This window comes from Xaviernesmea rhizosphaerae (assembly GCF_001938945.1).
Taxonomy (GTDB): domain Bacteria; phylum Pseudomonadota; class Alphaproteobacteria; order Rhizobiales; family Rhizobiaceae; genus Xaviernesmea; species Xaviernesmea rhizosphaerae.
Genome location: NZ_MKIO01000024.1, coordinates 1 through 20,260 on the forward strand (window position 1 = coordinate 1; position 20,260 = coordinate 20,260).

Genomic DNA, 20,260 nt, shown 5'->3' on the forward strand with positions numbered 1-20,260 from the left:
AAAAACACATCACTCATCACGGTCTCCTTTCCGAAACCGTGAATCACATCTCAAACCAAATTAATAGGTCCTGAGCCTAGCTCTGACCTCCGTCGTAATTTCGAACTGCACGGGTCGTCCGGTCTTCTGCTGGACGACCATCGCCCAAGTGCGAATGTCGTGGCCGGTGACAAGTGTCCCGATTCTGAGTTTTACCAGATCGCAGCCGCGGAGCTTGCTGTCGATGGCAAGATCGAAAAGCGCCCGATCTCGCATCCTTCCTTCACGGTCCATGAAGAAGCGGACTGCCCAGATCTGGCGCTGCTTCAACGGCTTCTTGATGCCAACTTGCTTGCCTGCGTTCCAAGCCGGTCGACCCAGTGCGCCAGGATCATATTATGAGATACCCATTTCAGTTCTCCTATGGCCACCATCGGCCACAGGGAGAACGCGCACCTTCGATTCCAATGACCGGGCCGACATCGGGATGTCCGGTTACAGCGCACGGATCTTCGATAGCGGCCACCTTAGAAAACGCGCGTTGCAGGCCTCTTTCACACGATTAGCGCGGTCGCTGGAAGCGGAGCAGGCTTGCGAAAGAGATGACTGCCATGACTGCAAGGCCGATGATTCCACCAATCGACGCCGAGATCCCGAACGAGCTCATCGTAAGGGCGAGGACAAAGGGCGCCAGTGCCGAAGCGACCAGACGGGCCGCCATCATGCGCCCCTGAAGCCTGCCGTAGCCGTCGCTGCCAAACAGCGACAGCGGAAGTGTGCCCGAGACGATACTCAACAGGCCATTGCCCATGCCGAAGATCACGGCGAACAGCATCGCGCCTGGAACGGACGGTGCGGTCAGGATCAGGATCACCGCGCTGAACGGGATAAGAGCCGCGGAAATCAGAGCGAGATGCAGGGGATCGAGCCGCCTTCCAAGACCCATGTTGATCAGGCGGCTTGCGACCTGCGACGGGCCGAAGAGCGAGCCGACCACAGCAGCACTCGCGCCAAGTCCCAGCCCGGCCAATAGTGGCACCATGTGCACCAGCACCGCGGAGCCAGCAAGGTACTGCAGGGCGAATGCAAGCGTCATGACCACAAACGCCACGCGCCGACGCTCTGGCGGCAGAGTGCCGATGACTGGCTGTGGCAACGCTGACGCGGACTGCTTGCGGCTCCGTGACACTCTCTTTGCCAGCCACGCATGCAGAGGAAGACATATCAGAAGGTTCAGTGCTGCGAAGATCAGATAGACGTCCTGCCAGGAGAGAACTGCATGCAGCCTTGATGTCAGTGGCCAGAAAAGCGTCGAGGCGAACCCGGCGATCAACGTTAGGTAGGTGATGCTGCGCTGGGCCGAGTTCGGCTGAAGCTGGACGAGCAGCGCAAACGCGGCTCCGTATTGGACGAGGTTGGCGGCGACCTCAATGCCGATCAGGGCGGCAACGTAGGTGCTTCCACCAGGCGCGAAGGCGCAGGCGACCAGGGCGGCTGCTGCCGCAACAGAGCCGAACGTCATGACAACACCGGCCCCGACGCGATCGATCAGGCTACCGAACCATGGAGCTGTGAAGCCGCCGACGAGCAGCGCGACCGAGAGAGCGGCGAATACCCATTCACGCGACCAGCCGAAGGAGGCACCCATGCCCGGTGCCAGGATGCTGAAGCTGTAATAGAGCGTGCCGTAACCGACGATCTGCGTCACGCCCAATGCGGCGATCGCGCCAATTGGCAGTCTTGCGGTCATATGGATTTGAGGCTCACGCGCTGTTCCAGCTTCTCCGCCTCTTCTTTCCGCTCGCTGTAGCGATCGGTGAGATAGGTGCTCGCGTCCCGCGTCAACCATGTGAACTTCACCAGTTCCTCGCAGACGTCGACGACGCGGTCATAATAGGACGACGGCTTCATGCGGCCATCTGCGTCGAACTCCTGGAACGCCTTGGCAACCGAGGATTGGTTGGGGATCGTGACCATGCGCATCCATCGGCCAAGCACGCGGAGCTGGTTCACGGCATTGAACGACTGGGAGCCTCCGGAGACTTGCATGACCGCCAGCGTCTTGCCCTGCGTCGGTCGGATCGACCCGACCGCGAGCGGAATCCAGTCGATCTGGGCCTTCATGATGCCCGTCATCGCCCCATGACGTTCCGGCGAGACCCACACCTGCCCTTCCGACCATTGCGTCAGCTCGCGCAGCTCCTGGACCTTGGGATGGGTTACGGGTTCGGCGTCAGGGAGCGGTAGGCCGGCCGGGTCGAAGATCCGTACCTCGCAGCCGAAGTGCTCCAGCAGCCGGCCGGCCTCCAGCGCCAAGAGGCGGCTGTACGAAACCGAACGCAGCGAGCCGTAGAGGATCAGAATGCGGGGTTTATGGCTCGAGAACGCCGGACGCAGCGCGTCCAGGTCCGGCTGGCGCAGATGCTCCAGCGAGGCTGCGGGCAGGTCAGCCAATGCGCTTGCCCTCCGCATCGAGCACCTGCTCGCCGTCTTCCTTCGTGAACGCCCCCCGGTGCGTGTCCGGCAGGATGTCGAGCACGACCTCCGAGGGCCGCGACAGACGGGTGCCGAGAGGGGTTACGACAAAGGGACGGTTGATGAGGATCGGATCCTTGAGCATGGCCTCGAGCAGTTGGTCATCCGTGAGCGCCGGATCGTCGAGACCAAGTTCCGCATAGGGCGTCCCGTTCTGGCGGATCGCCTCGCGCACAGTGAGCCCGGCATCCGTGATCATCCGCACCAGTTCGTCGCGGCTGGGCGGTGTCTTCAGATACTCGACGACCGTCGGCTCGATCCCGGCGTTGCGGATCATTTCCAGCGTGTTGCGCGAGGTGCCGCAGGCGGGATTGTGGTAGATGGTGACGTCCATGCTATTCAAGCCTTTCGGATGGCAGAAGTGCCGGGCCGCACGGCCGCGCCACGCTCGTACCAGCCCTTGCTGCGGTTGACGATCCAGACCACCGACAGCATCACCGGCACCTCGACCAGCACACCGACAACCGTGGCCAGAGCCGCGCCGGAGGTGAAACCGAACAGGCTGATGGCGGCCGCGACGGCCAGTTCGAAGAAGTTGGAGGCACCGATCAGCGCAGAAGGACCGGCGACGCAGTGCTCCTCCCCGCTTATGCGGTTGAGCAGGTAGGCGAGCCCAGAGTTGAAGTAGACCTGGATCAGGATCGGGACCGCCAGCAGCGCGATCACCGCCGGCTGCGCGATGATCTGTTCGCCCTGGAAGCCGAAAAGCAGTACGAGGGTCGCAAGCAGCGCCACAAGCGACACCGGCTGCAGGCGCGCAGCCAGTCGCTCCGCATGGGTCATGCAGCGCAGGACCTGCGCTACGATCACCGGGAGCACGATGTAGAGGACCACTGAGAGGATCAGCGTGTCCCACGGTACCGTGATGGCGGACAGGCCGAGCAGCAGGCCGACGATCGGCGCGAAGGCGACGACCATGATCGCGTCATTCAGCGCCACCTGGCTCAGCGTGAAATGCGGCTCGCCACGCGTCAGGTTCGACCAGACGAAGACCATGGCCGTGCAGGGTGCGGCAGCCAGGATGATCAGGCCGGCGATGTAGCTGTCGATCTGGGTTTCCGGCAGGTAAGGCCGGAACAGCCAGCCGATGAACAGCCAGCCGAGCAGCGCCATGGAGAACGGCTTCACCGCCCAGTTGATGAACAGAGTCACGCCAATCCCGCGCCAGTGGCGGCCAACTTGGCCGAGCGCTGCGAAATCGATCTTGAGCAGCATTGGGATGATCATCAGCCAGATCAGCACCGCCACAGGCAGGTTGACCTTGGCGACTTCGGCTTCGCCGACGGCCTGAAACACGCCGGGCATCAGATGCCCAAGCGCGATGCCGACAACGATGCACAGCGCGACCCAGAGGCTTAGGTAACGTTCGAATGTCGACATCAGGCCACCTGGTTTGGAGATGTACAGCAAGGAGCGAGCGCCGAGATGATCGGCGCGCAGAGTTCCGCGCTTCCGCCACAGCAGTCTTTGACCAGGTATAGGGTAAGGTCGCGCAGGGCGTCGATCTCGGCGCGGTAGATGATCGAGCGGCTATGGCGCTCGCCTTTGATCAAGCCGGCGCGCGACAGGATCGCGAGATGCGCCGACATGGTATTTTGCGGGACGCCAATCAGCCGGGCGAGTTCGCCGGCAGGAACACCCTCCGGCTCATGACGCACAAGCAGGCGGAAGGTATCCAGGCGGGTGGATTGGGCAAGGGCGGCAAGTGCCGCTATAGCGCTTTCTGATTCCATAAATCCAGATTATCGGATTCATAATGTATAAGCAAGGATCCTGAGGTCGGTTGGGTGACACAGGTTTGCGCTCCTCAGTTTCTGTCGCCATGCCATCGACAGGCTCGCGACCGCTACTGTTGAGCGCGACGACCTGGGCAGAACCAGCCATGTCTGCTTTCGGGCAAAAAAGGGAGTGACCGCCAGGTCCGGAAAGACGGCTGAAGCTGCCAGTCTGGAACACCTGTGCCACGAACACTGAGAGCGGAAATCATTTCCGCTCCGGTGGACCTGCTTTCCGCTTTCGCCGAGCGATCGCCTCGAAATCCAGTCCCTCGAAGATCGAGTAGTCGATCTCTGGATCGAGCGGCAGGGCTTTGAGCTTGCGCGCCTCCTTCTCGGTCGCGACGTCGAAACCGTAGAGGTCGTGCTCATCGACCCCGGCGCTGTGCCCTGCCTGGACACGGCGTTCGCGCGGATCGATCCCGATTCGCGCATGTCCTGGATGTTGCCGCTGCGGAGAGAGTGGAAGACCTCGCGCCGCCCGTTGCTCTCCCCACCAGACTTCGGCTTGATGCCCGCCTTGACGAACAGCCTCTGCATATAGGACGAGCCGCTCTTGCTCGGGTCCTTCAGGTTCATGATGTTGGGGAACAGGAAGTTCGATTCCTGGCTGATAGCCCAGTCGATGAATCCGATCTGCTTCAGGAAATCGTGGAGGACGAAATATCGTTCGCTGTCCTGCGTCTTCACGGGAATCGTGGTCCATGTGCCGTTGACGTTCGACAGGCGCGTTACCTGCCCGACCCAGACATCCGGATACTGCTCGCGAATATCCGTGCCGCGCAGATGGATCAGCAGGCCCAGGCGTCGGGAGGTGAGATGGCCAAGCAGCGGCAACATGATGTCTTCCATCAGTCCGGACTCGATACCTGCGCGGAACGGGCCGTTCATCTTGGTGAAGCCGATCGGGGTTGCCTTGCGAGGGCTCGCCGCCGTTTTCGGAATCGTGATCTTGGCACCTGCAAACGGGTCGCTGAAGCCGCCTGCGGTGATGGCTGAGCGGATCGCGGCCTTGACGACGGCGAGATAGCCCTCATCCAGCGTCTTCCTGGCCAAAGGGCTTCAGGTGAAGGTCCCGGTTGTCTTCGATGACCTGCCAGGGTGTCAGATCGGGGTCGCGTTGATTATTGTCTCCCGGCCAAAACTGCATGTGGTTGACGAAGGCCTGCAGGTCGGCGGGAACATAGGTGTCGACGCGATGGTCTCCGATCAGTTCGATGAACAGCGCGAGGCGGCTCTGTGCCGTGGCAAGGTCTCGGGCGATATTGGCGCCGCCGGAAGGACGGCGTGCGGCGACGTAGGTCGGGATCACGTCGCTGAGTTTCGGCTGCACGGACTTCGGCCGCCGAACGGTTCGCCGATCCAACTCGAAGGCAGGGATCAGCCTGCCCTGGGCGTCGCGCGGCAGATCCTCATCGTCGGATTGGTCGTCAGCGCCCGTATCGCGGTGAAGGACATCGGCGCGCGATACCGGAGGTGCCACTGTCGCAGACGTCGCGTTCGGAACCTGCAGCGGTGCGGGATCGGAGAGCACCGACGACGCAGACAGTTTCGCGATCGCGGACTGCTTCAGCATGTCCGCATGACCAACGATGAGTTCGCTGAAGGGCTCGCCCCGGGCCTGATGCTCCAGTTCACGATTGAGGCTGACGAGGTCGCGGATACCAGCAGCCTTCTGCATCTCCTCGACGGGGATCGGTGCGTCCGAGCGGTCGATCATCCGAAGATAAGTCTTTAGCTCACCCTTCATCTCGATGACCGCTTCGATCGCCCGTAGCGCGCTGTCGTCGTCGTCCTCGTCGTGCATGCCTTCGCCGCCAGAAGGTCGGCCAGAAGCCGTGCGCGTCTGTGGGAGCAGGCGCCGAGGCTGAGCCGCAAGGGCGGGATGGCACGCGTGCCGCCGCTCGTCTTCGGCAGCTTAATCTGGAAGATGTAAACGGACCCTGATTTCGCAAGATAGGCGCCGGGCCCTCTGGCGCGCTTCAGCGTGGCAGGTTCAGTCTGATTCGACGCCTCGGGCGATACCCCGACGTGTGCCGGAAGGTGTACCGGACGCGATACCCGCATGATGTCCACTCCTCAACGGCCGCTGAAGAGCAGGGGTTTTGCGAGGAAATCCAAAGCTTTGCAGGTAACTGGCGGAGAGTGGATACAACCATGGCGGAGAGGGGGGGATTCGAACCCCCGATGGGCTTGCACCCATGCCGCATTTCGAGTGCGGTGCATTCAACCACTCTGCCACCTCTCCGCGGGGCTGGTTGTCGCTGTAGCGCGGGGCGGTTCATAACGGCAGATTCGGGTTGTGACAAGGGGATTTCCGAAGAAGTTTTCATAAGAGCGTCACAAGCAGGGTGTCGCGCCGGCGCTTTGCGCGGCGTGCCAAGGGCAAGGGGCGCGCATTTGGCGCGGTGAGCCTGTCGGATGGGCTTGATTGGGGCGCTGGTGAATGGTGTGTTCGGCGGCAGGCGGCAGGCGGCAGGCGGCAGGCGGCAGGCGGCAGGCGGCAGGCGGCAGGCGGCAGGCGGCAGGCGGCAGGCGGCAGGCGGCAGGCGGCAGGCGGCAGGCGGCAGGCGGCAGGCGGCAGGCGGCAGGCGGCAGGCGGCAGGCGGCAGGCGGCAGGCGGCAGGCGGCAGGCGGCAGGCGGCAGGCGGCAGGCGGCAGGCGGCAGGCGGCAGGCGGCAGGCGGCAGGCGGCAGGCGGCAGGCGGCAGGCGGCAGGCGGCAGGCGGCAGGCGGCAGGCGGCAGGCGGCAGGCGGCAGGCGGCAGGCGGCAGGCGGCAGGCGGCAGGCGGCAGGCGGCAGGCGGCAGGCGGCAGGCGGCAGGCGGCAGGCGGCAGGCGGCAGGCGGCAGGCGGCAGGCGGCAGGCGGCAGGCGGCAGGCGGCAGGCGGCAGGCGGCAGGCGGCAGGCGGCAGGCGGCAGGCGGCAGGCGGCAGGCGGCAGGCGGCAGGCGGCAGGCGGCAGGCGGCAGGCGGCAGGCGGCAGGCGGCAGGCGGCAGGCGGCAGGCGGCAGGCGGCAGGCGGCAGGCGGCAGGCGGCAGGCGGCAGGCGGCAGGCGGCAGGCGGCAGGCGGCAGGCGGCAGGCGGCAGGCGGCAGGCGGCAGGCGGCAGGCGGCAGGCGGCAGGCGGCAGGCGGCAGGCGGCAGGCGGCAGGCGGCAGGCGGCAGGCGGCAGGCGGCAGGCGGCAGGCGGCAGGCGGCAGGCGGCAGGCGGCAGGCGGCAGGCGGCAGGCGGCAGGCGGCAGGCGGCAGGCGGCAGGCGGCAGGCGGCAGGCGGCACTGGGCCGTAGGGGAGGGGCGGTTGTCCACGGCTTTGCGCATCCCGTCGCTTGACATATTCGGCGCCGGAGACCTTGACAAAATTGCGACTGTCCCGTAAGTCGCGCGGGTCGGAGCTGTGTCCTGCCTCAGGATTTCGGGTCCGGCCGGGCTTTTTGGCCTGTTCGCCGGCGGGCGCCTTGTCGTCCCGCCATCCCTCCGACTGAAAAAAGACGGCCGCGTCCTTCGTCCGAGCATGCTCGGCCGGCGGTGCAGAGCCGGTCCGAACATAAGGAAAGAACAATGTTCGCAGTCATCAAGACCGGCGGTAAGCAGTACCGCGTGGCCGCCAACGACGTCATCACCATCGAGAAGCTCGAAGGTGTCGCAGGCGACAAGATCGAATTCACCGAGATCCTCATGGTCGGCGTCGGCGCCGATGCCAAGATCGGTGCGCCCTTCGTCGAGGGCGCGCTCGTCAGCGCAGAAGTCGTCGAGCAGGGCCGCGCCAAGAAGGTTCTGTCCTTCAAGAAGCGCCGCCGCCAGAACTCCAAGCGTATCCGTGGCCATCGCCAGCACCAGACGACCGTCCGCATCGTGGACATCGCCGGCGCCGGCTCGAAGGCCGCTGAATAAGCGCGCGGACCCCATCAGGATTTAAAGGAGAACATCCATGGCACATAAAAAAGCAGGCGGCTCCTCGCGCAACGGTCGCGATTCCGAGTCCAAGCGTCTTGGCGTGAAGAAGTTCGGCGGCGAAGCTGTGATCCCCGGCAACATCATTCTGCGCCAGCGCGGCACCAAGTGGCATCCGGGCGCCAATGTCGGCCTCGGCAAGGACCACACCATCTTCGCCCTGACGGCAGGCAATGTGAACTTCCGTACGAAGGCCAATGGCCGCACGTACGTTTCTGTCATGCCGAAAGCCGAAGCAGCGGAATAAGCCGGTAGCGCTCTAAAACAGCCGGCGTCTCATCGACCCGGCTGGCGCTCTCTCGGTTTCAGAGTCCAGGCATCCAGAAGGGGAGATGGGGCAAGACCCACCTTCCCTTTTTTCTTGCCTCGATGGAGAAACACGATGCAGAGCGAATTGTTGATGGACGACCGGTTGCGGTCGCCCGAGGAAAGGCCCAGGCCTTTAAGAACCGGGAGCGATTGCCCCGTCCTCTTGTCCGCGCGGCTGGTTCTGCGCGCGCCCCATGAAGACGACATCGACGCCCTTGCCCATCTTGCCAATAATTCTTCCGTTGCCACGATGGTATCGCGCATGCCGCATCCCTACACCGTGGCCGACGCCGCCGATTTCGTGCGACGTTCGCAGGCGGGCACGATGGGCAAGTGCGTCTATGCCATTACCAAAGCGGAAAATGGTGCCTTCCTCGGTTGCTGCGGCATCGAACCGCATCGAGACCCCGAAACGGTCGAGCTCGGCTATTGGCTGGGCGAGCCCTATTGGAACCGGGGTTACGGGACAGAGGCCGCCCAGACCCTGATCGACATGGCCTTCCGCACCCGCGACATCGAGCGGATCGATGCGCGCTGCCGGGTCATGAACATCGGCTCGCGCCGGGTGATCCAGAAGTGCGGCTTCCAGTTCCAGGGCTCGGGCATGGCCCACAGCCTGGCGCTCGGCACCATGGTGCCGGTCGAGTGGTACCGGCTGGACCGCAAGATCTGGATGTCGCTGAAGAGCTGGGGGACCGGACGATGAGCGCCGCCCCCGTTCTGAGCCTCCCCGTCGTGCGCGATCCCGGCCCGGCGCCGGTTGTTGCCGCAGGTCCGGTTCATCTCAGGCCGTTCCGGTTGGCCGACGCCGACGCCGTGGCCAACTCGCTGTCCGACCAGGCGGCCGCGCGCATGCTTCTGGGCGTGCCGGCGCCCTATCTGCGCCAGGATGCGCTGGACTGGCTGATGCTGGCCACATCGGGCCTGCTGCCCGGCTGGCGGCTGGCCGTGACCATGGCCGACGACGTGACGATCGGTGCCGTGAACATCCTGCCCAAGGCTGGCCACTGGACCCTCGATTACTGGCTCAGCCGGTTCTACTGGCGGCGGGGCCTTGCGCGTCAGGCAGTCTCGGCCGCGCTGGATCGCTTCTTCCAGCGCATGCCGGAGGCGGAGATCCTGACGCTGACGCCGGCCGACGATGCCGCGGCACTCCGGCTTCAGGCCGGGCTCGGCTTCACCGTCACCGGCTGCCGCGAGGCTTTCGTCGAGGCGCGGGGCCGCATGGTGCTGATGATCGAAGCCCGTGTGGACGCGGCGGCGCTGCGCCGGGTCTGACTTCGGGCCGGTCCTTTGAGCAGGCCGCTTGAATGGGGAGGTGCATCCGTCCCGTCCGGCGGCCGCTTTAATGATGATAAAATGCCCGTGCGCGGCCTCAAGTCGGGGCGGCGCGCGGGATCGACCGGGCCGGAAGGCGCCGATTGTCTTTGACCTGCCGGCTGAGCGACGATATCGAAAGACGGCATTTTGAAAGGCCGGCGGATCTGCCGGGTGACGGGCATGAAATTTCTCGATGAAGCCAAGGTCTATATCCGCTCGGGCGATGGCGGCGCCGGCGCCGTCTCCTTTCGGCGTGAAAAATTCGTCGAGTTCGGCGGCCCCGACGGCGGCGATGGCGGGCGCGGCGGCGATGTCTGGGTCGAGGCGGTCAACGGGCTGAACACGCTGATCGACTTCCGCTTCCAGCAGCATTTCAAGGCCGGCACCGGCATTCACGGCATGGGCCGCAACCGCACGGGCGCCGGCGGCGCCGACGTGACGCTGAAGGTGCCCGTCGGCACCCAGATCTTCGAGGAAGATGGCGAGACGCTGATCATCGACATGATGGAAGAGGGCCAGCGCTTCCGTCTGGCGGCCGGCGGCAATGGCGGATTTGGCAACGCCCATTTCAAGTCCGCCACCAACCAGGCGCCCACCTGGGCCAATCCGGGCCTTGAAGGCCAGGAAAAGACGCTGTGGCTGCGGCTGAAGCTGATCGCCGATGCCGGTCTTGTCGGCCTGCCCAATGCCGGCAAATCCACCTTCCTTGCCACCTGCACCCGCGCGCGGCCGAAGATTGCCAACTATCCTTTCACCACGCTCCATCCCAATCTCGGCGTTGCCACCATCGACGGGCGCGAGTTCATTCTGGCCGACATTCCCGGCCTGATCGAGGGCGCGCATGAGGGCACGGGGCTGGGCGACCGTTTCCTCGGCCATGTTGAGCGCACCCGCGTGCTGCTGCATCTGGTCTCCGCCCAGGAGGAGGATGTCGCCAAAGCCTACAAGACCGTGAAATACGAGCTTGAGGCCTATGGCGGCGATCTGACCGACAAGCCGGAGATCGTCGCGCTGTCGCAGATCGACACGCTCGATCCCGACACGCTGAAGAAGAAGCAGAAGGCGCTGGCCAAGGCGAGCGGCGCCACGCCGCTTCTGATTTCCGCCGTGGTCGGCACCGGCATGACTGAGACGCTGCGCGCGCTGCGCGACATCATCATCGCCGCCAAGGCGCAGGATGGCATCGTTGACGACGATGACGATGGCGATGAAGACGACGGCGACGCAGTCTACAGGGACGAGGACTGAGCATGACCACGCGCCGCAAACCGCTCGACCGGCATCGCCGGATCGTCATCAAGATCGGTTCGGCACTTCTCGTCGATCGCGCCACCGGGCTGAAGGCGGCTTGGCTGCGATCGATCTGCGCCGATATCGCGGCGCTGCGCAAAGCGGGGGTGGAGGTCATGGTGGTCTCCTCCGGCGCCATCGCGCTCGGCCGATCGGTGCTGAACCTGGCCCCGGGCACGCTGAAGCTGGAGGAAAGCCAGGCGGCGGCGGCCGTCGGCCAGATCGCGCTGGCGCGGGCCTGGTCGGAATGCCTTTCGGCCGATGCGCTGGTGGCCGGCCAGATCCTGCTGACGCTGGGCGATACGGAGGAGCGGCGGCGCTATCTCAATGCCCGGGCCACGCTGAACCAGCTTTTGAAGCTCGGCGCGGTGCCGATCATCAACGAGAACGACACGGTCGCCACCTCCGAGATCCGCTATGGCGACAATGACCGTCTGGCCGCGCGCGTGGCCACCATGGCCGGCGCAGACCTGCTGGTGCTGTTGTCGGACATCGATGGTCTCTACACCGCCCCGCCGCATCTGGACCCCAAGGCCGAATTCCTGCCGCTGATCGAGGCGATCACGCCTGAGATCGAGGCCATGGCCGGCGGCGCGGCCTCGGAGCTGTCGCGCGGCGGCATGCGCACCAAGATCGATGCCGGCAAGATCGCCACCACCGCCGGCTGCGCCATGATCATCGCCTCGGGCAAGGTGGATCATCCCTTGCGTGTGCTCGGCGAGGGCGCGCGGTCTTCCTATTTCGCGCCCTCGCGCGCGCCCGTGACCGCGCGCAAGACCTGGATCGCCGGGCAGCTGCAGCCGGCCGGCCGCATCACTGTGGATGCCGGGGCGGAAGCGGCGCTTAAGGCCGGCAAGAGCCTGCTGCCGGCGGGCCTCAGCGAGGTGTCCGGCAGCTTCAGCCGGGGCGATACGATTGCCATTCACGGGCTTTCCGGCCGCGAGTTGGCCCGGGGCCTGGCCGGTTACGATGCCGACGAGATGCGCCAGATCGCCGGCCGCCGCTCGGGCGAGATTGCCGAGATCCTCGGCCATGCCGGCCGCTCGGCTGTCGTCCACCGCGACGATATGGTCATGACCATGGCGCATGCCACCAGCATTTCCGCCCATGAAAGGAGCCCTGCCGATGCTTGACCGGATCGAGACGACCCCGCGCGAGACAGGGCTGCCGCCGGAAGACGCTGCGATCGCGGCGGAAACGGCTGAGCGCCTGTCCGTCGAGGCTGTGATGGCCGAGATCGGCGCGCGGGCGCGTGCGGCCCGCCGGCCGCTCGCGGTTGCCACGACAGCGCAGAAGAATGCGGCACTCCTTGCCATGGCCGAGGCGATCCTGGCGCGGCAAAGCGAGATCCTCGAGGCCAATGCCCGCGATGTCGCGGCCGCCCGGGCTGCCGGCGTCGCCGGCTCCTTTCTCGATCGGCTGCTGCTGGACCAGGGACGGCTGGCCGGAATCGCCGCGGCCTTGCGCGACATCGCCGCGCTGCCCGATCCCGTGGGCACGGTGATTGCCGCCTGGGAGCGGCCGAACGGGCTGAAGATCGAGCGCGTTCGCACGCCGCTGGGCGTGATCGGCGTGATCTATGAAAGCCGGCCGAACGTCACGGCGGATGCCGGCGCGCTCTGCCTCAAGGCGGGCAATGCCGTGATCCTGCGTGGCGGCTCGGACAGCGTCCATTCCTCCCGCGCCATCCATGCCTGCCTGGTCGAAGGGCTGGAGGCCGCCGGCCTGCCGGCCGATGCCATCCAGCTCGTGCCTGTCACCGACCGTGCCGCCGTCGGCGCCATGCTGACGGGCCTTGCCGGGGCCATCGACGTCATCGTTCCGCGCGGGGGCAAAAGCCTCGTGGCGCGGGTGCAGGCGGAGGCCCGCGTGCCGGTTTTCGCCCATCTGGAAGGCCTCTGCCATGTCTATGTCGACCGTTCGGCCGATCTCGACATGGCGCTTGCCGTCGTCGTCAATGCCAAGATGCGCCGCACCGGCATTTGCGGCGCGGCCGAAACCCTGCTGATCGATGCGGACGATGCCGGCCGTCTTGCCCGCCCGCTGGTCGAGGCTCTGCTGAAGGCCGGCTGCACGGTGCGTGGCGATGCCGCGCTCAAGGCCCTGCTGCCCGACATCGCCGCGCTGGAGCCCGCCACCGATGAGGACTGGGCGACGGAATATCTCGATGCGGTGATCTCGGTCGCGCTGGTGGACGGCATCGACGGCGCCATCGCCCATATCGCCCGCTGGTCCTCGGCCCATACCGAGGCGGTGATTGCCGAGGATGAGGCTGTCGTCGCCCGTTTCTTCGCAGAGGTCGATTCGGCGATCCTGCTGCACAATGCCTCCACGCAGTTCGCCGATGGCGGCGAATTCGGCATGGGCGGGGAAATCGGCATTGCGACGGGCAAGATGCATGCGCGCGGCCCCGTCGGGGTCGAGCAGCTGACCTCTTTCCAGTACAGGGTGCATGGCACCGGTCAGGTCCGGCCATAAGTGGAACCGCACGCCGTCGGCCGTCGCTATCTGGTCATGCCGCATGCCGAGCGGGGCATGGTTGTCGGCCTGTTCGGCGGGTCCTTCAACCCGCCGCATGACGGCCATCAGCTGGTGGCCGACATCGCCCTGCGCCGCCTGCGGCTGCAGCAGCTCTGGTGGATGGTCACCCCGGGCAATCCGCTGAAAAGCCGCAGCGATCTGGCGCCGCTGTCGGAACGCATCGGTCTCAGCGAGGCGCTGGTTCACGATCCGCGCATCAAGGTCACCGCCTTCGAGGCCTCCTTTCCCGCGAGCTTCACCGCGCAGACGATCGCGCGCATTCGGGCGCGCAACCCGGCGGTGCGCTTCGTCTGGATCATGGGGGCCGACAATCTGGTGAGCTTCGACCGCTGGCAACGCTGGCGCGAGATCGTCGGCAGCGTGCCGATCGCGGTGATCGACCGGCCGGGTGCGACGCTTGGCTATCTCTCGTCGAAAATGGCCCGCACCTTCGACTATGCCCGTGTCGACGAGGAGGATGCCGCCACGCTCGCCTTCCGCCGGGCCCCGGCCTGGACCTTCATCCACGGCCCGCGCTCGCCCCTGAGTTCCACCGCGCTCCGGGCCGCCCGTAAGAGCTAGTGCGAGGCTTGTGACGCGGCAGGACTTTCCACACTGCCTGTCTTGAAAGATTAAGGGTTCGGTGCCTACATTTACAGCACGGGCAAATCGGAAGACGACCGAACAGCCCGGCACTGCCTGTTCTGTTCTTCGGAAAGGAAAGACCCTGACAACAGTACACGCGAAGGGAAGTGTCACCCGCATTTTCCCGCCCCGCACGGATAGCAGCAAAATCGCAGCAGACCGCGCGCTCACCGTCGTTCTTGGCAGCCTCGAAGACTCCAAGGCCGAAGATATCGTCACGATCGACATTGCCGGGAAGTCGGCGCTCGCAGACTACATGATCGTGGTCTCCGGGCGATCGAACCGCCATGTCGGCGCGATCGCCGATCATCTCCTGACCGACCTGAAAGAGGCCGGCCTCGGCACGGCCCGGGTCGAAGGTCTCGAAGCGTCCGATTGGGTGCTGATCGACAATGGCGACGTGATCATCCATATCTTCCGCCCAGAAATCCGCGAGTTCTACAATATCGAGCGGATGTGGTCGGAGCCGGATATCGAGGACGGCACGGTTCACTGAACCGGCCCCGCGGCCAGTGTGCGAAAGGCGATGCCCGGTGCGGCGATCTCCGGGCGCAATAGTCTTTGTGCGCTTGCACCTGTGCCGCGGCGTACGTCAAAGCCATCCGGCAGGGACCGCGCATCCCAGACCGGAGGGGGCCTGACCTGAAGGCTTCGGGTCTTGTTTTCGTGTCGGATTGTCTGACAAGCCTGTTTCCGCTTTTCCGACCGGTGCTTTATTGTCCCCGCTTTCGAATCGCCCGTCTTTGACGGGTCCGTTAGAGCAGCGGACTGACAATCATACGCAGTCTGATGCTCTGGAATTTTGTTTTTGCATCGGATTTTTCCGAAAGCCGGTTCTCACTTTCGGTCCGATGCTTCCAGGGGGGCTTCATTGCGTATCGGTCTGTTCGCCGTTGGACGGCTCAAGGCTGGGCCGGAGCGGGAGCTTGCCGCCCGTTATCTCGATCGTTTCGCCAAGGCCGGGCCGGCCATCGGCCTGGAATTTGCGCGCATGACCGAGGTGGCCGAGAGCCGGGCGGGCAGTGCGCCGGCACGAATGAAGGAAGAGGGCGCGCTTCTGGAGAAGGCGCTGCCGGAGAATGCCGTTCTGGTGCTCCTGGACGAGCGCGGCAAGGCCATGGGCTCCGAAGAGTTCGCCCAGCTCATCGCCGGCTGGCGCGATGGCGGCAAGCGCGAGATGATGATCGCCATCGGCGGCGCCGACGGGCTGGACCCGCCCTTGCGCGAGCGGGCCGATGCGGTTCTCTGCCTCGGGCGGATGACCTGGCCGCACCAGTTGGTGCGCATCCTGATCGCCGAGCAGCTTTACCGCGCGGTCACCATTCTTTCGGGTCATCCCTATCATCGCGCCTGAGGCAGCACATACGTCACCTGTCATGACCGATGATCGACGGGCCGGGTAACGGCGGAAGCCGCCGCGTGGCGCCTTGCCCTATTCTCGCCCGGTTGCTGCGCAACGGCCTTTGATGGCCCCGATCGCCATCGGTCGGTCCAAGGGGTCGATCCGGCAAGGACGACAGCTCCGGAAAAGACGGGCGCGGTAGCAGACAGACTTTGATCCCCTGATGCGGGCAAGGAACGGGTGTCGGGCGGCATGGACGCTCAGCGGAAGATCGGTCGGGACCGACGCGGCGTGGCCACCGGCCGGCGCGCGCTGTCGCGCGTCCTTCTCTCCGCCCTTCTGCTGTCCTCCGCCTGCCTCATCGGCCCTTGCGGCCGGGCCTGGGCGCAGGAACCTTCCGCATCTCCTGAAAGCACATCCCCCGCGGCCGGCAGCTCATCGCCGGATGCGGACCTGTCCACGCAGGCCCTTTCTCCCGCGTCGGACACCGCGAGCGCTGCTCCGGATGCGGCCGCCGATCTGGCCCGCCGGCGTGATTCCACCCGCAACGAGCTGACAGCCCTCGAACAAACGATCCAGCTTTCCGAGGGCAAGGCCACCGAGCTCGAAAAGACCATTGCCGAGATCGAGAAGTCCAACGGCGCCCTGCGCCAGGCGCTGGTCGATTCCGCCGCCAAGCGCCGCACGCTGGACGAGCAGATCCGCGCGGGCGAGGACAAGCTGATCGATCTGCGCGCCCGCGAGGCCGCGGTTCACGAATCTTTGAAAGCGCGGCGGGGTCTCCTGGCCGAGGTGCTGGCGGCGCTGCAGCGCATGGGCCGCAATCCGCCGCCGGCGCTGCTCGTCACGCCTGAGGATGCGCTGGGCTCCGTGCGCAGCGCCATCCTGCTCGGCGCCGTGGTGCCGGGCATTCGCGGCGAGACGGAAAAGCTCGCGGCCGATCTGGCGGCGCTGAACGGGCTGGTGCGCGATATCGGCAATGAACGCGACCGGCTGACGGGCGATATGACTGCGCGGCTGGAGGAAGAACACCGCACAACCCTGCTTTTGCAGGAAAAAGAGAAGCTGAACGGCGAGACCGCAGGCGCGCTGGAGGCCGAGCGACGCCGGGCGGCCCAGCTCGCGGCGCAGGCGAAGAACCTCACCGGCCTGATCGGCACGCTCGAAAGCCAGATCACCTCGGTGCGCCAGGCGGCCGAGGCGGCACGGGTGGAAGAGGCGGCGCGGCAGATGCAGTCTGAGGCCGAGCGGGAGGCGGCGCGGGCCCGCGCCGAGGCCGGCGTGCCCGACAAAAACCGCATTGCCCCCGCATATGCGTTCAACGATTTGCGGGGCAAGCTCGCGCTGCCCGCCACGGGGTCCGTCCTCAAGCGGTTCGGCGACGATGACGGAACGGGCCATTCCCTGCAGGGCATGATGCTGGAGACGGGTGCGGCTGCGCTGGTCACGGCCCCTTCGGATGGCTGGATCGTCTATGCCGGCCCCTTCCGCAGCTATGGCCAGATGATCATTCTCAACCCGGGCGACGGTTTCCATCTTGTGCTCTCGGGCATGGAGACGGTGAACGTGCGCCAGGGACAATTCGTCGTCGCCGGCGAGCCGCTGGGAACGATGGGTGCCACCCGTGTGGCGAGTGCGGCCGCTTTGGCGCTGGAAACCAAAGAGCCAACCCTTTACATTGAATTTCGAAAAGACGGCAAACCGGTTGATTCACAACCCTGGTGGGCCAAATCAGACACCAGAAAGGCACGCAATGATACGTAGGGCTTCACTCGTTCTGATCGGGGCGTTGATGGGCGCGTCCGCGATGGGCGTCGTCTATTCGGCCTCCGTTCCCGCAGTTGCGGCGAACGCGTCGACCTATCGCGAATTGTCGATCTTCGGCGACGTCTTCGAGCGCGTGCGCGCCCAGTACGTCACACCGCCGCAGGACGACAAACTGATCGAAGCCGCGATCAACGGCATGCTCACCTCGCTCGATCCGCATTCCAGCTATATGAATGCGACCGATGCCGAGGATATGCGCACCCAGACCAAGGGTGAATTCGGCGGCCTGGGCATCGAAGTGACGATGGAGAACGACCTCGTCAAGGTGACGAGCCCGATCGACGACACGCCGGCCGCCCGCGCCGGCGTGCTGGCCGGCGACTTCATTTCCAAGATCGACGGACAGGACGTGCGCGGCCTGAAGCTCGAGGAAGCCGTCGACAAGATGCGCGGCCCGGTCGGCAAGGCGATCAAGCTGACCATCCTGCGCAAGGGCGCCGACAAGCCGATCGAACTGTCGATCGTACGTGACGTCATCGCCGTGCGCGCCGTCAAGTTCCGCACGGAAGGCGATGTCGGCTATCTGCGCGTGATCTCCTTCACCGAGAAGACCTTCGACGACCTGAAGAACGGCATCGAGAAGATCAAGGCGGAAGTGCCGGCCGACAAGCTCAAGGGCTATGTCCTCGATCTGCGCCTCAATCCGGGCGGCCTGCTCGACCAGGCGATCAACGTCTCCGACGCCTTCCTGGATCGCGGCGAGATCGTCTCGACGCGCGGCCGCAACCCGGACGAGACCCGCCGCTTCAACGCCACGCCGGGCGACCTGACCGATGGCAAGCCGGTGATCGTGCTGATCAATGGCGGCTCGGCCTCCGCGTCTGAAATCGTGGCCGGCGCGCTGCAGGATCTCAAGCGCGCCACCGTGCTCGGCACGCGCTCCTTCGGCAAGGGCTCGGTCCAGACGATCATTCCGCTCGGCGATGCCGGCGCGCTGCGTCTGACCACTGCGCTCTATTACACGCCCTCGGGCAAGTCGATCCAGGGCACCGGCATCACGCCGGATATCAAGGTCGACCAGCCGCTGCCGCCGGAACTGCTGGGCAAGGTGGAAACCACGAGCGAATCCAGCCTGCGCGGCCATATCCAGGGTCAGAACGAGACCCAGGAAGGCTCGGGCTCGATCGCCTACGTGCCGCCGGAAGCCAAGGACGACATCCAGCTCAACTATGCGCTGGACCTCCTGCGCGGCCAGAAGACCGACCCGGCCTTCCCCGCCAGCCCGCTGAAGGCCGAACTGAAGAAGTAAGCGGGATCGTCGCCCGTACGATCCATCCAGCCGCCGCCGGCCCTGCCCGCGGCGGCTTTTTCATGCGCGGACGGCTGCGGGGCTGGCCAAGCGGGCACCGGCGCAGCCCTCGCGCAAGCCAATCCATGGCAAAAGGGGCAGGCTCGGGCAGTCTCATGTCCGGGCCGTCGCTTTCCCTTTTTCGCCGCCGCCCGAGGATCCCTTGGCCACCGACCTCCACGCCCCTCTCGGCCAGAACAGACGGCCGCCGCCCCGCCGGCGCGGCGGGGCGCTGACATCCGGCCGGCTTCTGGCCGGGCTGGCCGTTTGCGCCCTAATCGGCGGCTCGGCCGCCGTGGCGCTGATGCGGCCGGACGGGCTGCTGGATGCTGCGCCGACTGCCTTGCAGCAGGCGAAGGCGCCGGAGGCGGTCACACCTGCCGGACCTGCCAAGGCGCAGGCCAAGCGCGCAGACGGCATCGAGCACACCACCAATCCCGATGGCTCCACCATCACCAAATATACCCCGCGCCGGCAGGGGCTGGACGGCCCCGCCATGATCGAGGTCGGGCCGAACGGCACGCAGGACCCGCGCATGGCCGCCACGCCCAATGCCGCGCTCTACGAGGAGACGGCCGATGGCCGCCTGCCCATCATTGCCGACAACGGCACGCGGCCGATGGACTTCTATGCCCGGCCCTGGTCCGGCGCGCGCGGCACGCGCATCGCCATCGTCGTGGGCGGGCTGGGGCTCAGCCAAACCGGCACCGACCGCGCCATCCGCACGCTCGATCCGGCCGTGACGCTCGCTCTGGCTGCCAGCGGCAACAGCCTGATGCGCTGGACCCAGGATGCGCGCCGCGCCGGCCACGAGATCCTGCTGCAGGTCCCGATGGAGCCTTTCGATTACCCGGCCAACGATCCCGGCCCGCGTACGCTGAAGGTGCGCGCCGGCGGCGAGACCAATCTCGCCAATCTGCACCAGGCCATGGGCAGCATCACCAATTATACCGGGATCATGAACTTCCTCGGCGGCCGCTTCCTGTCCAGCTCCGCCGCGCTGGAGCCGGTCCTGCGCGAAGCCGGCGCGCGCGGCCTGCTGTTCCTTGACGACGGCACCTCCGCCCAGTCCCTGACGGGCAGGCTGGCGGAGGCTCTTTCCGTTCCCCATGCCTTTGGCGATCTCGTCATCGACGGCGCGCTCGACCGCGCCGCGATCCTGAAGAAGCTGGACGAGCTCGAACGCATCGCCCGGCGCAATGGGACGGCCATCGGCACGGCCTCGGCCTTCGATGAAACCATCGACGCGCTGGCCGACTGGATGCCGGAGGCCGAGGGACGCGGCATCGAATTCGTTGGCGTTTCCGCGCTCACCCGCGATCCCGCCAAGGAGCCGCTGAAGAGCGCGGCCACGCCTTGAGGCGCCGTTTCCTCTAACCCCGTCCTCTCCTCCCGCATCGCATGGTGTTTGACATCAAAGCGCGCTAGACAGGCTCCGCCTGCCTGCGCCTCTGCCCGGCGCGGCGGGTGAAGACAAAG

At 65.9% G+C, this 20,260-nt stretch carries 21 protein-coding genes and 1 tRNA gene; 13 read left to right on the forward strand and 9 right to left on the reverse strand.

All coding sequences use genetic code 11. The annotated features are described in order from the left end of the window. Positions 1–541: 541 nt before the first annotated feature. From arsK to BJF92_RS25735, 9 genes are all read right to left on the reverse strand, one after another. Positions 542–1,729: an arsenite efflux MFS transporter ArsK gene (gene arsK / locus BJF92_RS07200; RefSeq protein ID WP_075634092.1), complete on the reverse strand. Its 1,188-nt coding sequence runs from the start codon at positions 1,727–1,729 to the stop codon at positions 542–544. Then, positions 1,726–2,451 carry an arsenical resistance protein ArsH gene (arsH, locus tag BJF92_RS07205; protein WP_075634093.1) on the reverse strand — a complete coding sequence of 242 codons (726 nt, stop codon included), beginning with the start codon at positions 2,449–2,451 and terminating at the stop codon, positions 1,726–1,728. Before arsH ends, arsK begins: the two co-directional genes overlap by 4 nt. Continuing rightward, entirely contained in the window at positions 2,426–2,848 is a 423-nt protein-coding gene (gene arsC, locus BJF92_RS07210) for an arsenate reductase (glutaredoxin) (RefSeq protein WP_075634094.1), read from the reverse strand. The genes arsH and arsC overlap by 26 nt, the downstream gene beginning before the upstream one ends. A gap of 5 nt (positions 2,849–2,853) precedes the next feature. Beyond that, complete coding sequence (arsB, locus tag BJF92_RS07215; protein WP_075634095.1) at positions 2,854–3,894, reverse strand: ACR3 family arsenite efflux transporter; 1,041 nt, start codon at positions 3,892–3,894, stop codon at positions 2,854–2,856. Then, complete coding sequence (locus BJF92_RS07220) at positions 3,894–4,247, reverse strand: ArsR/SmtB family transcription factor (RefSeq protein WP_075634096.1); 354 nt, start codon at positions 4,245–4,247, stop codon at positions 3,894–3,896. Before BJF92_RS07220 ends, arsB begins: the two co-directional genes overlap by 1 nt. A gap of 18 nt (positions 4,248–4,265) precedes the next feature. Then, complete coding sequence (locus BJF92_RS07225) at positions 4,266–5,345, reverse strand: site-specific integrase (protein ID WP_075634097.1); 1,080 nt, start codon at positions 5,343–5,345, stop codon at positions 4,266–4,268. After that, entirely contained in the window at positions 5,323–6,096 is a 774-nt protein-coding gene (locus BJF92_RS07230; RefSeq protein WP_075634098.1) for a hypothetical protein, read from the reverse strand. The genes BJF92_RS07225 and BJF92_RS07230 overlap by 23 nt, the downstream gene beginning before the upstream one ends. 351 nt (positions 6,097–6,447) lie before the next feature. Next, positions 6,448–6,537, reverse strand: a tRNA-Ser gene (locus BJF92_RS07235). Positions 6,538–6,629: 92 nt separating this feature from the next. Then, the gene (locus BJF92_RS25735; protein ID WP_198931537.1) at positions 6,630–7,595 is read right to left on the reverse strand and encodes a ribosomal eL19 family protein; all 966 of its coding nucleotides are present in this window, start codon (positions 7,593–7,595) and stop codon (positions 6,630–6,632) included. Between the two features lie 252 nt (positions 7,596–7,847). Here BJF92_RS25735 and rplU point away from each other — a divergent pair, with 252 nt between their 5' ends. The 13 genes from rplU (at position 7,848) to BJF92_RS07310 (ending at position 20,141) form a co-directional block, all read left to right on the forward strand. Further along, positions 7,848–8,180 (forward strand): 50S ribosomal protein L21, encoded by a 333-nt coding sequence (gene rplU, locus BJF92_RS07250; RefSeq protein WP_075634099.1) that lies wholly within the window; start codon positions 7,848–7,850, stop codon positions 8,178–8,180. A 37-nt stretch (positions 8,181–8,217) separates the two neighbouring features. Further along, positions 8,218–8,487: a 50S ribosomal protein L27 gene (gene rpmA / locus BJF92_RS07255; protein ID WP_075634100.1), complete on the forward strand. Its 270-nt coding sequence runs from the start codon at positions 8,218–8,220 to the stop codon at positions 8,485–8,487. A 135-nt stretch (positions 8,488–8,622) separates the two neighbouring features. Beyond that, on the forward strand, positions 8,623–9,255 hold the full coding sequence (locus BJF92_RS07260) for a GNAT family N-acetyltransferase (protein WP_075634101.1): 633 nt from the start codon (positions 8,623–8,625) through the stop codon (positions 9,253–9,255). Beyond that, positions 9,252–9,827 carry a GNAT family N-acetyltransferase gene (locus BJF92_RS07265; RefSeq protein WP_075634102.1) on the forward strand — a complete coding sequence of 192 codons (576 nt, stop codon included), beginning with the start codon at positions 9,252–9,254 and terminating at the stop codon, positions 9,825–9,827. Before BJF92_RS07260 ends, BJF92_RS07265 begins: the two co-directional genes overlap by 4 nt. A 222-nt stretch (positions 9,828–10,049) precedes the next feature. Further along, positions 10,050–11,117 (forward strand): GTPase ObgE, encoded by a 1,068-nt coding sequence (gene obgE, locus BJF92_RS07270; protein ID WP_143523964.1) that lies wholly within the window; start codon positions 10,050–10,052, stop codon positions 11,115–11,117. A 2-nt stretch (positions 11,118–11,119) separates the two neighbouring features. Further along, positions 11,120–12,292, forward strand: a complete 1,173-nt coding sequence (gene proB / locus BJF92_RS07275; protein WP_075634103.1) for a glutamate 5-kinase — start codon at positions 11,120–11,122, stop codon at positions 12,290–12,292. 94 nt (positions 12,293–12,386) lie between these two features. Next, positions 12,387–13,637, forward strand: a complete 1,251-nt coding sequence (locus tag BJF92_RS07280) for a glutamate-5-semialdehyde dehydrogenase (protein WP_075634288.1) — start codon at positions 12,387–12,389, stop codon at positions 13,635–13,637. A 36-nt stretch (positions 13,638–13,673) separates the two neighbouring features. Continuing rightward, positions 13,674–14,261, forward strand: coding sequence for a nicotinate-nucleotide adenylyltransferase (locus BJF92_RS07285; RefSeq protein WP_075634289.1), 588 nt, complete (start codon positions 13,674–13,676; stop codon positions 14,259–14,261). A gap of 61 nt (positions 14,262–14,322) precedes the next feature. Further along, positions 14,323–14,820 carry a ribosome silencing factor gene (rsfS, locus tag BJF92_RS07290; protein ID WP_078057906.1) on the forward strand — a complete coding sequence of 166 codons (498 nt, stop codon included), beginning with the start codon at positions 14,323–14,325 and terminating at the stop codon, positions 14,818–14,820. A gap of 375 nt (positions 14,821–15,195) precedes the next feature. Beyond that, positions 15,196–15,678: a 23S rRNA (pseudouridine(1915)-N(3))-methyltransferase RlmH gene (rlmH, locus tag BJF92_RS07295; RefSeq protein WP_075634104.1), complete on the forward strand. Its 483-nt coding sequence runs from the start codon at positions 15,196–15,198 to the stop codon at positions 15,676–15,678. A gap of 240 nt (positions 15,679–15,918) precedes the next feature. Continuing rightward, positions 15,919–17,430, forward strand: a complete 1,512-nt coding sequence (locus tag BJF92_RS07300) for a murein hydrolase activator EnvC family protein (RefSeq protein ID WP_078057907.1) — start codon at positions 15,919–15,921, stop codon at positions 17,428–17,430. Continuing rightward, positions 17,420–18,742 carry a S41 family peptidase gene (locus tag BJF92_RS07305; protein WP_075634105.1) on the forward strand — a complete coding sequence of 441 codons (1,323 nt, stop codon included), beginning with the start codon at positions 17,420–17,422 and terminating at the stop codon, positions 18,740–18,742. Before BJF92_RS07300 ends, BJF92_RS07305 begins: the two co-directional genes overlap by 11 nt. Positions 18,743–18,944: 202 nt before the next feature. Beyond that, complete coding sequence (locus BJF92_RS07310) at positions 18,945–20,141, forward strand: divergent polysaccharide deacetylase family protein (RefSeq protein WP_075634106.1); 1,197 nt, start codon at positions 18,945–18,947, stop codon at positions 20,139–20,141. The last annotated feature ends 119 nt before the right edge of the window (positions 20,142–20,260 follow it).

What these genes read in the sequence shown, in the direction of transcription:
- proB (WP_075634103.1), top strand. Translation starts at nt 11,120, where the DNA reads ATGACCACGCGCCGCAAACCGCTCGACCGGCATCGCCGGATCGTCATC.
- BJF92_RS07265 (WP_075634102.1), top strand. Translation starts at nt 9,252, where the DNA reads ATGAGCGCCGCCCCCGTTCTGAGCCTCCCCGTCGTGCGCGATCCCGGC.
- BJF92_RS07285 (WP_075634289.1), top strand. Translation starts at nt 13,674, where the DNA reads ATGCCGCATGCCGAGCGGGGCATGGTTGTCGGCCTGTTCGGCGGGTCC.
- BJF92_RS07305 (WP_075634105.1), top strand. Translation starts at nt 17,420, where the DNA reads ATGATACGTAGGGCTTCACTCGTTCTGATCGGGGCGTTGATGGGCGCG.
- BJF92_RS07300 (WP_078057907.1), top strand. Translation starts at nt 15,919, where the DNA reads ATGGACGCTCAGCGGAAGATCGGTCGGGACCGACGCGGCGTGGCCACC.
- arsB (WP_075634095.1), bottom strand. Translation starts at nt 3,894, where the DNA reads ATGTCGACATTCGAACGTTACCTAAGCCTCTGGGTCGCGCTGTGCATC.
- arsK (WP_075634092.1), bottom strand. Translation starts at nt 1,729, where the DNA reads ATGACCGCAAGACTGCCAATTGGCGCGATCGCCGCATTGGGCGTGACG.
- arsC (WP_075634094.1), bottom strand. Translation starts at nt 2,848, where the DNA reads ATGGACGTCACCATCTACCACAATCCCGCCTGCGGCACCTCGCGCAAC.
- rpmA (WP_075634100.1), top strand. Translation starts at nt 8,218, where the DNA reads ATGGCACATAAAAAAGCAGGCGGCTCCTCGCGCAACGGTCGCGATTCC.
- rplU (WP_075634099.1), top strand. Translation starts at nt 7,848, where the DNA reads ATGTTCGCAGTCATCAAGACCGGCGGTAAGCAGTACCGCGTGGCCGCC.
- BJF92_RS07230 (WP_075634098.1), bottom strand. Translation starts at nt 6,096, where the DNA reads ATGCACGACGAGGACGACGACGACAGCGCGCTACGGGCGATCGAAGCG.
- obgE (WP_143523964.1), top strand. Translation starts at nt 10,050, where the DNA reads ATGAAATTTCTCGATGAAGCCAAGGTCTATATCCGCTCGGGCGATGGC.
- BJF92_RS07220 (WP_075634096.1), bottom strand. Translation starts at nt 4,247, where the DNA reads ATGGAATCAGAAAGCGCTATAGCGGCACTTGCCGCCCTTGCCCAATCC.
- arsH (WP_075634093.1), bottom strand. Translation starts at nt 2,451, where the DNA reads ATGCGGAGGGCAAGCGCATTGGCTGACCTGCCCGCAGCCTCGCTGGAG.
- BJF92_RS07280 (WP_075634288.1), top strand. Translation starts at nt 12,387, where the DNA reads ATGGCCGAGATCGGCGCGCGGGCGCGTGCGGCCCGCCGGCCGCTCGCG.
- BJF92_RS07260 (WP_075634101.1), top strand. Translation starts at nt 8,623, where the DNA reads ATGCAGAGCGAATTGTTGATGGACGACCGGTTGCGGTCGCCCGAGGAA.